The organism is Mangrovimicrobium sediminis (assembly GCF_004745945.1).
GTDB lineage: Bacteria > Pseudomonadota > Gammaproteobacteria > Pseudomonadales > Halieaceae > Mangrovimicrobium > Mangrovimicrobium sediminis.
The window spans coordinates 25,438-40,332 of record NZ_SRLE01000017.1; the positions used below are offsets into that span (position 1 = coordinate 25,438).

Genomic DNA, 14,895 nt, shown 5'->3' on the forward strand with positions numbered 1-14,895 from the left:
CGCCCGACGGGGGGAAGTAAGGGCAATCGCTGTCAGAACAACGCTACTGGATAACAGCCATGACACAATTCGTTGACTTTGTCGCCCTGGGGTGGGTGGAAAAGAACCTGCGCGGAGAGGTGGAGGCGGCACGCCGCAGCCTCCACCACTACCAGCGGGAGACTTCCGAACCCCGTCACCTGCAGGATGCGGAACGCTACATCCACTGTGCCACCGGCGCGCTGCGCCTGTGTACCCTGGAGCCCGCCGCCATGCTCTCCGAAGAGGTGGAGACGGTGCTGCACATGCTGCACGAGGGCAGCATTGCCGGTGACGCGCGCAAAACCGCCATGACCGAGCTGGTCGCCGCCATCGAGGCGCTGCCGGCTTACCTGGCCACCGTGCGCTCCAAGCGCGAAGTGACGCCTGCCAGCATCGCCAAGGTAGTCAACGACCTGCGCCTGGCCAGCGGACGCCCCGCACTTCCCGACGCCATGTTTTTCGACCCGCCCCTCGCCGAGGGGATGGGCATCACCGAAGGCCTGGCCGCACCCGAGGACAACGCGGTGCGCGCCCTGGCTGCTGACGCCAGCGCCTGCTGGCGGGCACATGCCGCCGGCGCCATCGACGGCAACCACGACGACCTGGCGCAGCTGCGCTGGATCGCCGGCCGCGGGCTGCAGCTGCTCGCCGGCACGCGCCTCGAGCCCGCCCTGCGCGGCCTCGACCTGCTGCTCGGCGCCATGCTGGAGCGCAACATCAGTGTCGACGAAAACTTTGACAACCTGGTCGGCTACTTCGGCTACCTGTTCAGCCAACTGCAGGAAAAGGGCGCACTCGCCCTGGACAGCGTAGAGCCGCAACAACAGGTCAAATACACCCTCTACCACATCGGCAAGCAGCCGCAGTGGAGCGAGGCGGAACAGGCGTTCCTCGACAGCTTTGGCATCGACGACGTCAACAATTACATCCAGGTCAGCGAACAGCGCATGATCCAGGAGGACGACCTCCTCGATGCGCTGCGCCAGACCCTCGACCAGCTCCGGGAAATCATGGTTTTCCTGTCCTCGCCGCAGGAAGCGATCTGCGCCGAGAACACCAAGCTGGTAGAAAAAATCGTACCCAGCCTGCTCCAGGTGGGCATGCAGCTGCACGTTATCGGCCTGAGCGAACTGGCCTCCAACGTCAACCTGCAATACAAGACCCTGTCGCACTTCGCCCAGCGTGAGCGGCCCACGCCGCCCGCCGAGCTGGTGGACTTCGGCGGCGCGCTGAGCTCGATCCGCGACGAAATCGAATTCAAGCTCAAGCACGGCCTGGCCGCCGTCGGCAACGCTGCCACCCTGGACCTCGATGGCGCCGTCAACGACCAGATCACCCACTGCCTGCATGAAATGAAAGCGGGCATCAACCGCGAGTTCGCGCGCCAGGGCCTGGAAGAGATGATGGCCGCCGGCGCGGCCAACCTGCAGCCCGGCGTCGCTGGCCTGCGCCCGGTCTACCGCGCGGCACGCCTGATCGCCGAACCCGAACTGCTCGAAGCGATGTACGAGTGGGAAGAAACCGGCTACCCGGACGCGGAGACGGTCATGGCGATCGCCCAGGGCCTGCTCGGCAAGCTCAGCGATGGCAACTACGTCGCCGCCGCCGCGTCACACCTGGAACAGGTGATCGCGGTGCTGGGCATGATGGAAAACAAGGAGCGCGAGCGCGATGTGCTGCGCAAGTGTTCCGGCTTCATCAACGGCTCGATGGCGCTGGGCGGCATCCCGCGCGACGAGTCCATCCAGTGCTTCACCGAAGTGATCGCCGCCCTCGAGCAGTACCTCGAGTGCCGCAGCGCAGACCCGTGGAGCAAGCCGGAGAAACACCTGCAGCGCGCCGAACAGCGCGCCTCGCGCCTGTCTTCGCACCTCTCGCAGCGCATCAACCGCAGCCGCCCCGACGGCAACGTGGTCGAGTTCGGCGAGAAGCCCGCGGAGAAGCGCCCGCCGGTCGAGTCCGTCGAGTCGTGGGACAACCAGGCCAGCCCCGAAGCGGAGGTCTACACCTTCACCGAGGAAAGCGCCGAAAGCTTCAGCGAAGAGAGCGTCGAATTCGTTTCCGAACAGGACGTGGAGTCTGTCCTTATCGAAGAGACGGCCGAAAAGACAGTCGAAGAGACACCCGAAGAAACAGTCATCGATACGGTTGCCGAACAGCCTGTCGAGCCCGAGGCCGAAGCACCCGCCCCGGTAGAACAGCCCGCGGAAGTTGCCAGCGCGCCGGCCGCCACCCTCGAGGCTGGCACCCTGCCCTGGCGCGACGCGCTCGCCGCCTGGAACAAGATGGACATCGACCGCCCGGCGGAACCGCTGCCGGAGGGCCCGGACAGCGAGATCGACCGCGAATTGCTGGAGTGCTTCGTCGAGGAATTCGACGAGTACATCGTCAACCTGAACGCCGCCTGTGAACAACTGCAGGCCGCGCCGCAGGACGCCGATCACATCAAGGCGATCCGCGTCGTTTTCCACACCCTGAAGGGCAGCGCACGCACCATCGACCTGGCCGCCTTCGGCGAGTTCATGTACGACATGGAGCGCGTGTTCAACGCCCTGCGTGACAACTACATCCAGGGCAGCGTGCAAATCGCCGAGTTCGTGACCGCGGTTGCCGCCCGCCTGCCCTACATCGCCCAGTTGATCGGCCAGCGCATTCCGCTGCAGACCGAGGACTTCAGCGTTCCCCACGCCGTCGCCGCAGCCTTCGAGGAGAAGCGCTTCAACGACGACATGACGGTGGAAGCGCAGATCCCGATGCTGGAACCCGTCGCCGAGGCGCCCGCCGAGGTTGCCGAAACCAGCGAGCCGGTGCTCGAAGAGCAGGTGTTCCAGGAGCCGCTCATCGAGGCGCCCGCCGCCGTGCTGGATACCGCCGAGCAGGTTGTCGAGTTTGTCGAAGAGGTTCCCGAGGCCACTAGCGAAGCAGCGGAATTCGTCGAGCAGCCCATGGAATCCGGTCTCGACGAGATCGAGTTCATCGAGGAGCCGCCGGTCTTCGAGGAGAGCTTCGACGCAACCTTCCAGGTCTCCGGCTGGGAGGCACCCGCCAGCGAGCAGATGCTCGACTTCTCCGAGGAAGCCAGCGCCGACAACGCTGCGGACACCACGATGGAACCGGCCGCGGTGGAACCGGCCGCGCTGGAACCCGCCATCGAGGAAGTGGCCGCCGCCATCGAGCCGGTGGTGGAGCAGATTCCCTACAGCGCCGACCTGTGGCAGAGCGCCAACAGCGAAGTCCTGGTCGCTGCGATCAACGCACAACTGGATGCGCTGGAACCCGCGCCCTCGCGCGACGAACGCGAGCAGGCCAGCCAGCTGGTCGCCGCGGTGGTCCCGGGCATGCTGGAACTGCGCGACGCCTCGCTGATCGACCTGAGCGTCGACAATATCGGCTACTTCTTCGTCCTCGCCGGCATGGAGCACCTGGCCAGCGGCGCGATCTATGGCCTGCAGCAGGATAGCGACGGCGCCCACAGCCGCGTCAGCCTGTCCGAGTCCGCATTTGGCGCCCTGGAAGCCTACCTCGGCGAGATGCGCGACAACCTGGCCATGGACCACCTGCACAACTGTGCGGTGCAGCTGCTGCACTCCGCGCTCGAGCTGCCGGTGGTAGAGCTGCCGGAGACTTCGGCAGATGTCGCCCAGGCCGGCGACAACGTGCTCGCCTTCAGCGGCGACAATGCCGACGACTTCCTCGACAACAACGCCGACGACTTCCAGGTCGAGGATATCGACGAGGAACTGCTCGACCTGTTCATCGAGACCATGGACGAGTACACCGAAGCCACCGATGCCGCCACCGCGGCGCTGGCGGCCGGTGACGAGGACGCCCTGCGCGACCTCAAGAACACCCTGCACACGGTCAAGGGCGCGGCCAACTCCATCGGCCTGCGCCGCTTCGGCGCCCTGGTCCACGACTTCGAGAGCCGCATCGCCGACCTCGAGTTTGAGGAGAACAAGGACGAGAAGGCGCTGCAGCAGGAAATCGACACCCTGGTCGCCGAGTTCAACGAGGCCGCCACCTTCGTGCGCCGCAACCGCGCGGACTACGACGAAGTGGCGATGCGCGAGGATAAGGCCCAGCCGGTCGAAGACGTGTTCGACGAGGAAGGCGTACCGATGCCGGTCCAGACCAACCTGGACGACGTGGTCGAGCGCCTCACCACCCTGCGCGTGGAAACGCACAAGGTCGACCACCTGCTCGACATGGGCCTGGAAATCAGCATGAGCAACGTGCGGAGCCGGCAGGCGCTGGACCGCGCCGCGCAGGACCGCACCGAGATCTACTCCCTGGCCCGCCGCATCCAGACCCTGGTGGATCAGCTCTCACTGCAGCTGGACACCGAGATTCAGGCCAAGACGGAGATCATGTCCGACGACCAGCAATTCGACCCGCTGGAAATGGACCGCATCACCGAGAAACAGGCCATGGCGGCGATCCTGCGCGAGGCGGCATTCGACCTCCAGGAAGAATCCCGCGAGATGGGTATCCACATCGATACCGCGGTCCGCGAAGTACAAAGCTCCAGCCGCCTGCTGCAATCCAGCCAGAGCGACCTGCGGCAGATGCGCCTGGTGGCGTTCTCCAAGCTGGGCCCGGGCCTGCGTCGCCTCGCCTACCAGACCAGCCGCACGCTGGGCAAGCAGGTGGAGTTCGACTTCAACTGCGGCGACGGTGGCCTCGACGTCACCGTGTTCGAGCAGATCCGCACCGCGCTGGAACACATGCTGCGCAACTCTATCGACCACGGCATCGGCACCCCCGAGAAGCGCGCCGCCCAGGGCAAGGCCGAGACCGGCCGCGTACAGCTCACGGTTAACCGCCGCGGTTCGGAATTCGTCATCCGCCTGGTCGACGACGGCAACGGTATCGATCCCGACGTGCTGCGCAACAAGGCGCGCGAGATCGGCCTGCTGAAGCCGAACGAGGAAATCTCCGACGCCGAAGCGCTGCAGCTGATCTTCAAGTCCGGCTTCTCCACCGCGGACGAGGTGACCGACGTGTCTGGCCGCGGCGTGGGTATGGACGTGGTATTCCAGTCCATCACCCAGTCCGGCGGTACCGTGGACATCCAGTCCAAGGTCGGCTTCTTCACCCAGTTCGAGATTCGCGTCCCGGCAGCCATCATGGTGAACGAAGCGCTGCTGGCTACCGTCGGCGAGGAACAGATCGCGATTCCGCTGACCTCGCTGCGCGGTTCCGAGTACCACCGTCGCGACAAGGCCTTCGAGGCCATGAACTCGCCGGAAGCGCGCGTCACCTTCCGCGACCAGGAGTACGAGGTTCGCTACCTGGGTGCGGTGCGCGGCACGGCACCCAACCCGGCGCTGGAGACCATGCCGGACTTCGTGCCGCTGCTGTTCGCCCAGCTCGACCGTCGCCGTGTAGCGTTCATCGCCGACGGCCTGGACACCGCGGAAGACCTGGTGATCCGCAGCCTCGGTGCACAGTTCACCGGCGTGCCCGGCATCGCCGGCGGCGCGGTGAAGTCCGACGGCCGCCCGGTTCTCGCACTGGACCTGAACGAGTTCATCGCACAGGTCGACTACGCGGACAAGCATGCCGACGATGAAGTAGCAGAGAAAGACGAAGGCCTGCTGATCCTGTGTGTCGACGACTCGGTGATGATGCGCCGCACTTACGAGAAGCGCCTCGGCAGCCTGGGCCACACCGTGGTCACCGCGGTCGATGGCGAGGACGCGCTGGACTATCTGTCGCAGGCGCCGCGCGCCCCGGACTTCGTCTTCTCCGACCTGGAAATGCCGAAGATGAACGGCTTCGACTTCATCGCCAACCTGCGCCGCGTGCCGGAGTTCGCCGAGATCCCCTGCGTGGTGGTCTCTTCCCGCGACGCCGACAAGCACCGCTCGGAAGCGCAACGCGTGGGTGCCACCGCCTTCATGGCCAAGGGCTCCAACAGCGCCGAGGGCATGCAGGCCATGATCGATCGTTACCTGGGCACCTCGCCCAAGGCACTGGTGAGCTGAGGATTAGGACATGAGTAGCAACGACAACGCGACCCTGGAAATCGCCGCCCTGCCACTGGCGGACGGCCGCTTCATCGCCGTCCCGCTGCTGGCGCTGGCCGAAGTGCAGCAGTTCGCCGCCAACGACGAGGGCGAGGGGCTGGGCAGCCTGTACTGGCGCGGCCACGAACTCCCGGTGGGTTCGCTGGACGAGTTCTGCGGCCTGCCGGCACCGGGCCGTGAGCGCCACGTGACCATCGGCATCTTCCGCGGCAGCGACACCGCCAGCGACAAGTTCCGCGCCCTGGCCTTCTGCGGCCTGGCGGAACACCGCATGGTGAGCGCAGCGGATTTCAACAACATGGAAACACCGGCGGAGGGCCGCTTTGCCGCGGCCGCCGAAGTCGGGGGACAGACCTACCTGGTGCCGGACCTCCCCGCACTGTTGTACGGGGAGCAGGCTGCGGCGGTCTAGCCGAGTGCGATGGGGGGCACGGTGTCGCTGGCTTCTTCCAGCGCCCGCAACTCCTCTTCGCCGGGGATACCCTGTTCGCCAAGTTGCTTGATGTAGGCAAACCGGTTGGGGTAGAGCTTGCGCACCCACTCCACCACCTTGGGCAGGTCGAGAACGCCGGTCTCCATCACGAAGTAGCGCTTGGCGCCACGGTCGTGGTTGAACACCACGCCATCGTGATCACGCAGACGGTTTTTCACGTAGTGAAGAGTACGCTCGCTGCAATCCGCCGCCTCGCACAGGATATCGGGGTCGTCGGAATTGGCCATGTGCAGTGCCACCAGCACCAGGTATTTCCGGTACGGGCTCTTCGGTGGCACCGGCTCCAGTGGAGCCTTGTCCAGGTCGCGGTAGGTAAGTGCCCCCCCTTTACCGTGACCGGTTCTCTCCTTGCTTTCTTCCATCACGCGTCTCTCTCGGGTGTTCAGAAACCTGGGTCTCACCCTTTTGTTATGAGCATGGGTTGTCCGTATTAACCAAAAATCACCGACAGGGCGCGCTCCGTCAAGCCCTGAACGCTAGTTTTTTGCACTTTTGATCGATAAAACGCCAATTTTGGCAAGTTGACAGTGCTCAGTCCTCGCCGCTGAGCTGATTGAGCACCATATGCAGGTCACGCAGTAACATGTCCTCGCTGTCCATTCCGAGCAGCTCGTACTTCAGGTGCTCGGGCAGGGGCAGCAGCTGGGCGAGGGTCCAGCCGACCTGCCAGGCATCGCTGTAGTCCACCTCCAGTTGCATGCGCTCGACATGCGGATGCGACTGCAGGCCGCGCAGCAGGTCGACCATGGTCTGCCACTCCTCGCCGGCGGCAGCGGGCGGCGGCGCCGGTCGCAGGTCGAGTTCGCCGGTCACCAGGCCATCGGCCTGCACCTGGGTCTGGCGCAGGTCGAAGCGCTGGCCGCCGCGAATGGTGATGCCGAGCAGTCCGTCCGGCAGCTGGTCCCAGTCGACAATGTGCGCCAGGGTGCCCCAATTGCCGAGTTCCGGTGCCGCGCGCCCGCGCTCCACCACCTCCGAGCCGCGGCGAATCCACACCACGCCGAAGGGCTCGCCACTGCGCATACTCTCGCGCACCAGGTTCAGGTAGCGCTGCTCGAAAATGCGCAGGGGCAGGCGCCCACCCGGGAACAATACCGCACCGAGGGGAAATAACGGCACGCCGTTCACGCTATACCTCCGTTAAACGGCAGGCTATCGCGCTCCAGGGTCTCCAGGATATGCAGCGCCTGCACGCGGTCGGCCCCGCAAAATTCCGGCTCGGCCTGGAACGCGGAACAGGCGGCGGGACGGCGCGGGTCGCCGAACAGCGCGCAGCGCAGGTGTTCGTCGAGGTGCACGCAGCGCACCCCCGCGGGCTTGCCCCCGGGCATGCCGAAATAGGGCTGCCGGATCGAGGGCGCCACGCAACAGGCGCCACAACCGCTGCGACACTGCACTGCGCTAGCCCTCCCCGGGGCCCAGCGGGCGCAGCACGAGAATCAGCCTGGGTAGCAGGAGCAGCGCGCCGAGCACCGCGGCGACCATGGCCAGCACGGTGAGCAGGCCGAAGTAGATGCTCGGGGTGAAGTTGGACAGGGTCAGGGTGGTGAAACCGATGACCACGGTGAGCGTGGTGTAGTACATGGCCCGGCCGATACTGCCATGGCAGCGATACATGGCGGCCAGGTAGTTGCGATCGCGGGGGAATTCGCGCTGGAAACGGTGCACGTAGTGGATGCAGTCATCCACGCCGATGCCCACCACGATCGCAGCGATGGTAATGGTCATGATGTCCAGCGGGATGCCGACCAGGCCCATCACCCCGAGCACCAGGCCCGCCGCCAACAGGTTCGGCGCCAGGGCGATCATGGCCAGCGAGAAGGAGCGGAACAGCACCAGGAACATGGCCAGGATGGCGAGGAACACCGCCCCCAGGGTGAGAATCTGCGAGCGGAACAGGCTCTGCAACACGTCGTTGTAGAGCACCAGCATACCGGTCAGCTGCAGGCGTTCCGGCGCAATCTGCATTTCATCGACCAAATGCGCGTGCACCTCGCGCAGGAACTCGTCGCGGCGCAGCGAGCGGCTGGTTTCCTTGACCCGCACATTGAGCCGCGCCTGTTCGATGTCCGCCGAGAAATAGGGCGCCACCATCATGTCGCGTATCTCCGGCGGCAGGCTCTTCTGCACGATGGCCAGTTCGACACTGCCGATATCCTCGCCCAGCAGGTCCTTGACCACGGCAAAGGTAGTGGACAGCGACAACACCTTGCCGGTCTCGGGCAGGGAATCCACATAGTCGTGGATGGCATCGATCTCGCGCATCCCCTGCAGGCTGAACCAGTAGCTGGGCTGGAAGTTCTCGCGCGCGGGGGCGGCGAATTCGTCCACATCGTCGCTGAATTCATCACCACTGGCGGCGAAGGGATCAGCGAACGCGTCATCGCCGAAATCGTGGGCGTCGCTGGCGAAGGGATCGTCGGCGGCGACCGGTGCCGCCTCGCCGGATGCCGCTTCCAGGCCGGGCAGGGGCGCGTCCTCCACCGGCGCGGTAAGCAGGATATCCAGCGGAATGGTGCCGCCCAGTTCCGAGTCGAGCAGTTCCATGCCCTGATAGATCTCGGTGGACTTGTGGAAATAGTCGATAAAACGGTTTTCCACCTGCAGCCGGCTGATACCGAATACCACCAGCGCCACCAGCAGGCCGCACACGCCGAGGATCAGGCCGCCGCGCCGCTCGGTAATGCGGGCAAAGGCGGTGGTGAGGGTGGGGTCGGCGCCGGCGTGATGGTGCGGGCGCCGGTCCGGCCAAACCAGGATCATGCAGGGCACGATCAGGAACGACAGCAGCAGGCCCAGCGCCACGCTCACGGTCATCATCCAGCCGAAGTCGATCACCGGTTGCAGGGCCGAGACCACCAGCGAAACGAAGGCGACGATGGTGGTCATGCCGGTGTACAGGCAGGGTTCGGCCATCAGGCGCATGGCCTCGGCGACCCGCGGCAGTCGCTCGCCGTCCGGGTCCGCCGCGTGCAACTCGCGGTAGCGCACGATCAGGTGGATGCACACGGACAAGGTAATGATCAGCAGCACGGCGACGAAGTTGGAGGAGATCACCGTCATGCGCCAGTCGAGCAGGCCGAGCAGGCCGAGCATGACCACCACCGTCGCGCTACAGGTCACCAGCGGGATCACTACCCAGCGCACGCGACGGAAGATGATCGCCAGCACCACCAGCATGATGGCGAGGATGGCGCTGCCGAAAGTCACCAGGTCGCTGCGCACGAAACTGACCATGTCGGCGGCGATCATCGGTACACCGCCGACGAAGATCTTCGCGCTGTCGCGGTAGCTGTCGGCGATGGCGCGCACCTTTGCCACCAGTTCACTCTGGGCGGCCAGCACCTGCCCGGAGTACTTCTTGTAGTCGGTTTCCACCCGGTGCAGTTGCTCGCGCTCGGCCGCGGTGATCTCCCCGGCATCGCGCTTGCTGCGCAGCGCGGTGCGCTCGTTGAGCAGGTCGAAATAATGCTGGTCGCGTACCAGGTTGATCTGCACCGCGCTGACCTTGCCATCGCGGCTGACCAGCAAATCGGCGTAAATCGGGCTGGTGGTAAACTCCTTCAGCGCCAGCTCGCGATCGATGTCCGGCTGGCCCAGTTGCGGCAGCGGGTCGCCGGAGGTGATATCGCTCAAGCTGACCGGCGGACTCTCCAGCAACGGTACGTCGAGCACGGTGACCACCGAGGACACCCCGGGCAGCTGGCGCAGTTCGTCGGCCATGGCCTTGAGTGGTTGCAGCGAGGCGTCGTCCAGCAGCGGGCCCGGCGGCTGCCAGGTGGTGAGCAGGAAATCCTCGGTGGCGTAGCGGGCGCCGGTTTCGCGGAACAGGGTGAGCGCCGGGTCGCCCTGCAACATCAGCGAGTCCGCCGAGGCATCGATGCGGATTTTCGGGATCTGGCTGGCGAATCCCAACACCAGCAGCAGGACCAGGAACAACACGCTGCGCGGGTGGGACAGTACCGCGCGCTGGTAAAGGACAAACAGCCGACCGCTCACGCGCGGCCCTCCAACGCAGTGAGCAGCTTGCCGTGAATACCGCCAAAGCCACCGTTGCTCATGATTACCACCTGGTCACCCTCGCGCGCCTGCGCCGCGACCATCTCAACCAGGCCGTCGATACTGTCGCCGAGTTGCGCGGGCACCGGGCTCTGCGCCACCACGTCCGCCAGCGACCAGTCCAGGCCGCGCGGCTGGTACCAGTAGACGCCATCCGCCGCGGCGGTGGCATCCGCCAGCCGTGCGCGGTGCTCGCCCATGCGCATGGTGTTGGAACGCGGCTCGATCAGGGCGATCAGGCGGCCGTTCGCTCCGCGCGCGCGCAAACCTTCCAGGGTGGTGGCGATGGCCGTGGGGTGGTGGGCAAAATCGTCATAGACGGCAACGCCGGAGACAGTGCCGAGTAATTCCAGGCGGCGCTTGACGCCGCGAAAGCGTTCCAGTGCCGCGGCGGCCACCGCTACCGGCACCCCGACATGGCGCGCGGCGGCCATCGCCGCCAGGGCATTGGCCACGTTGTGCGCGCCGCAGTGTGACCAGCTTACGCGCTGTGTGTCGCCCGCCGGGTCGCGCACATCGAATTCACTGCCGTCGGGAGCGACCAGTTGCGCGCGCCAGCCAGCATCGCTATCACGCTCCGTCCCATCCTGCAGGGCGATGGTTTCGCAGGGTGTCCAGCAACCCATGGCCAGGGTCTCGTCCACCGCGGCGACCGCCGCCGGATGCACCACCAGGCCGCTGCCCGGCACGGTGCGCACCAGGTGGTGGAACTGGCGCTGGATGGCGGCGAGGTCGGGGAAGATATCCGCGTGGTCGTACTCGAGGTTGTTGATCACCAGGGTGCGCGGCCGGTAGTGGACAAACTTGGAGCGCTTGTCGAAGAACGCGGTGTCGTACTCGTCCGCCTCGACGACGAAAAAATCGGTGCTGCCGGCGCGCGCCGAGAGGCCGAAGTCCGCCGGCACGCCACCGATCAGGAAGCCCGGGGCCATTCCGGCGTACTCGAGAATCCAGGCCAGCAGGCTGCTGGTGGTGGTCTTGCCGTGGGTGCCGGACACCGCCAGCACCCATTTGCCCGCGAGCACGTGCTCCGCCAGCCACTGCGGGCCAGAGGTATAGGGCAGACCGGCGTCGAGCAGGTGTTCCACCGCGGGATTGCCGCGCGACAGTGCGTTGCCCACCACCACGCAATCCGGTGCCGGCTGCAGGTGTTCGGGCGCGTAGCCCTCGCGCAACTCGATGCCGGCGGCCTCCAGTTGGGTACTCATCGGCGGGTAGACATTGGCGTCGGATCCGGTGACCCGGTAGCCCAGTTCCCGGGCCAGCAGGGCGATACCGCCCATGAAGGTACCGCAGATTCCCAGGATGTGAATATGGCCTTTCAAGCACTGTCTCCTCGCGATGGCGGCCCATGGTATCACGCGCCCCAACGGCGGCCACCTACACCCGCCTGGGCCAAGATGATTTTATCCCCGGGGGGTTTCCCGTATCATGAATGCCCGTCCTCAAGCACTACCCACCGGGAAACCCAATGCCGAAAAAAAACGCCTTTTACGCCCAGTCCGGCGGCGTCACCGCTGTCATCAACGCCTCTGCCTGCGGCGTCATTGAGACCGCACGCGAGCATCGCGCGCACATCGGCAAGGTCTACGCGGGGCGCAACGGGATCATCGGCGCACTGCGCGAGGAACTGATCGACACCAGCAAGGAGAGCAGGAAGGCGATCCACGGTCTGCTCAGCACACCCTCGGGCGCCTTCGGCTCCTGTCGCCACAAGATGAAATCCCTGGAGGAGAACCGCGCCGAGTACGAGCGCCTGATCGAGGTGTTCGAGGCCCACGACATCGGCTACTTCTTCTACAACGGCGGCGGCGACTCCGCCGACACCTGCCTCAAGGTATCGCAGCTGTCGGAGTCTATGGGCTACCCAATCCAGGCCATCCACGTCCCCAAGACCATCGACAACGACCTGCCGCTGACCGACAACTGCCCGGGCTTCGGCTCGGTGGCCAAGTACGTGGCCGTGTCCACCCGCGAGGCGGCGCTGGACGTGGCCTCCATGTGCGAGACCTCGACCAAGGTATTCATCCTCGAAGTGATGGGCCGCCACGCCGGCTGGATCGCCGCCGCCGCGGGTCTCGCCGCGCAAAAGGAAGGCGACGCGCCGCACATCATCCTGTTCCCGGAGATCGCCTTCAATCGCGAGAAGTTCCTGGCCAAGGTCAAGCGCACGGTGAAGAAGTACGGCTACTGCGTGGTGGTCGCCTCCGAGGGCGCCCAGTACAAGGACGGCACCTTCCTCTCCGAGTCCGGCCTGCGCGACGCCTTCGGCCACGCCCAGCTCGGCGGGCTGGCCCCCAACCTGGCGCAGATGGTGAAGGACGAGTTCGGCTACAAGTACCACTGGGCGGTGGCCGACTACCTGCAGCGCGCGGCGCGCCACATCGCCTCGCAGACCGACGTCGACCAGGCCTATGCGGTGGGCAAGGCGGCGGTCGAAATGGCGGTGGCCGGCAAGAACGCGGTGATGCCCTGTATCGTGCGCAGCGCGGGCAAGCGCTATAACTGGAGCATCGGCGAGGCGCCGCTGGACAAGGTCGCCAACGTCGAGAAAATGATGCCGCGCAATTTCATCAGCCGCGATGGCTTCAACATCACCGATGCCGCTCGCACCTACCTCGAACCGCTGATCCAGGGCGAGGCCTACCCCGCCTACCGGCATGGCATGCCGCAGTACGTGGAGCTGAAAAACACCCTGGTGCCGAAACGCCTCAAGCGCCGCTTCAAGGTCTGAGCCGGGCCGCGCCAGTATCGGAAATACCTGAGCTTCAACACGGAAATTCCTGCTGCGCCGGACGTGAAAATCCCCCGCCGCGGCGGGATTTTGGCCGCCGGAGGCGGTACAATTCGGCCTCCGAGACACCGCCCGCACTGCGGACGGACGCCCCGTTACCAACCGAGGAAACCGCATGTACAGCAATCGCGACTTCAACCGCTGGCGCCGCCACCCCTGGCACGGCCTGCACGCCCGGGCCGATGACGCCGCCGAAGACATTGTCAACGTCTACATCGAGATGACTCCCGACGACGTGGTGAAGTACGAACTGGACAAGGCCTCCGGCTTCCTCATGGTCGACCGCCCCCAGCGCACCACCTCCAGCCCGCCGGCACTGTACGGCTTCATCCCACGCACCTTCTGCGCCGAGGAAGTGGCCAAGCGCTGCCCCGACGCCGACGAGGCCGACGGTGACCCGCTGGATATCTGCGTGTTCTCCGAGCGCCACATCACCCGCGCCGACATCATCCTCAAGGCACGCGTGGTTGGCGGCATCCAGATGATCGACGGCGGCGAGGCCGACGACAAGATCGTCGCTGTGCTGGAAGGCGACAACATCTGGGGCGACGTGCAGGACATCACCGACCTGCCGAGCATCAAGGCGGAGCGCCTGCAGCATTACTTCTCCACCTACAAGATGATTCCGGGCAAGGAAATCGACATCAAGGTCGACTTCGTCTACGGCCGCGAAGAGGCACTCAAGGTTATCGCCGCTGCCGAGAAGGACTACTGGAACCACTACGGTCACCTGCACGAGGCGGCCAAACAGCAGTAAGCTCTCCCCGACGCGAGCCGGCCGCCCGGCCGGCTCGTTTCACGCCACTGCTCAGGCCGGACACCAGTCCGGCGGCACGGCGACATACCTGGCCAGCAGCGCGTCCAGCTCACTCTCCACCAGATCCCGCCACACCAGCCCGTCACCCCAGCATTCACGCAATTCGCGAACGCCGACGCGACCCTCGCAGGCACGCGCCAGCGGCGCGTAACTCAGGTGCCAGCGCTCCGGGGCCACACCGCCGCGGTCGCCGGCGTAGGGCCGGTAGAAGCCGTGGGATTCGCCCGCCGCCATGCGCGCGTCCAGCCACTCGTGCAGCGCAGCGAACGGGCCCGGCGGATAGACTTCCTCCGGCGTCAGCTGCACCCGGTAGTCCGCGGGCACCGCGGCGACGTCGTAGACATCCAGGTCGGTGCCCCAGTGGTGGCGGGAGGTGCCGGGCAACGCTGAAAAGCGCAGGATGGCGGCCAGACCCTGCTCCGGGGTCAGGCCCGTAATATCCACCGCCGCGCCGCGATCATCGTGCACCGGCCGCTCACCGCGCGCCTTGCCGTTGAAGATGGCCAGTTGCCGGTCGAAGTCGCGGAAGCTGCTGGCGATGGCGAGCTCGAAACCCGCGGCGCGGGCGTCGGCCTGTAGCGCACGGAATGCTTCCGCCACCGGCGGGCACAGGCGATGCCCGCCGCCCACCGGGATGACGTGGGTGTCGTCGCGCCCGGTCAACTGGGCCGCGGTCGGCACG

10 protein-coding genes are annotated in these 14,895 nt (G+C 65.9%); 4 read left to right on the plus strand and 6 right to left on the minus strand.

The annotated features are described in order from the left end of the window. The first annotated feature begins 59 nt into the window (after positions 1-59). Complete coding sequence (locus E4634_RS20135; RefSeq protein WP_135446481.1) at positions 60-6,008, plus strand: hybrid sensor histidine kinase/response regulator; 5,949 nt, start codon at positions 60-62, stop codon at positions 6,006-6,008. Between the two features lie 10 nt (positions 6,009-6,018). Then, entirely contained in the window at positions 6,019-6,462 is a 444-nt protein-coding gene (locus tag E4634_RS20140; protein ID WP_135446482.1) for a CheW domain-containing protein, read from the plus strand. On the opposite strand, the gene E4634_RS20145 is transcribed toward E4634_RS20140, so the two are convergent. The 5 genes from E4634_RS20145 to mpl all read right to left on the minus strand — a co-directional run bounded on the left by E4634_RS20145 (position 6,459) and on the right by mpl (position 11,927). After that, positions 6,459-6,905: a hypothetical protein gene (locus E4634_RS20145; protein WP_135446483.1), complete on the minus strand. Its 447-nt coding sequence runs from the start codon at positions 6,903-6,905 to the stop codon at positions 6,459-6,461. The genes E4634_RS20140 and E4634_RS20145 overlap by 4 nt on opposite strands. Before the next feature lie 169 nt (positions 6,906-7,074). Beyond that, positions 7,075-7,671 (minus strand): LON peptidase substrate-binding domain-containing protein, encoded by a 597-nt coding sequence (locus E4634_RS20150; RefSeq protein ID WP_135446484.1) that lies wholly within the window; start codon positions 7,669-7,671, stop codon positions 7,075-7,077. Continuing rightward, on the minus strand, positions 7,668-7,940 hold the full coding sequence (locus E4634_RS20155; protein ID WP_135446485.1) for a YkgJ family cysteine cluster protein: 273 nt from the start codon (positions 7,938-7,940) through the stop codon (positions 7,668-7,670). The genes E4634_RS20150 and E4634_RS20155 overlap by 4 nt, the downstream gene beginning before the upstream one ends. 4 nt (positions 7,941-7,944) lie before the next feature. Continuing rightward, positions 7,945-10,542 carry an efflux RND transporter permease subunit gene (locus E4634_RS20160; RefSeq protein WP_240725260.1) on the minus strand — a complete coding sequence of 866 codons (2,598 nt, stop codon included), beginning with the start codon at positions 10,540-10,542 and terminating at the stop codon, positions 7,945-7,947. Next, entirely contained in the window at positions 10,539-11,927 is a 1,389-nt protein-coding gene (mpl, locus tag E4634_RS20165; RefSeq protein ID WP_135446486.1) for a UDP-N-acetylmuramate:L-alanyl-gamma-D-glutamyl-meso-diaminopimelate ligase, read from the minus strand. Before mpl ends, E4634_RS20160 begins: the two co-directional genes overlap by 4 nt. Before the next feature lie 146 nt (positions 11,928-12,073). Here mpl and E4634_RS20170 point away from each other — a divergent pair, with 146 nt between their 5' ends. After that, positions 12,074-13,336: a 6-phosphofructokinase gene (locus tag E4634_RS20170; RefSeq protein ID WP_135446487.1), complete on the plus strand. Its 1,263-nt coding sequence runs from the start codon at positions 12,074-12,076 to the stop codon at positions 13,334-13,336. A 175-nt stretch (positions 13,337-13,511) separates the two neighbouring features. Then, complete coding sequence (locus tag E4634_RS20175; protein ID WP_135446488.1) at positions 13,512-14,153, plus strand: inorganic pyrophosphatase; 642 nt, start codon at positions 13,512-13,514, stop codon at positions 14,151-14,153. 51 nt (positions 14,154-14,204) lie between these two features. On the opposite strand, the gene E4634_RS20180 is transcribed toward E4634_RS20175, so the two are convergent. Beyond that, on the minus strand, positions 14,205-14,894 hold the full coding sequence (locus E4634_RS20180; RefSeq protein WP_240725261.1) for a M15 family metallopeptidase: 690 nt from the start codon (positions 14,892-14,894) through the stop codon (positions 14,205-14,207). Position 14,895: the final 1 nt, after the last annotated feature.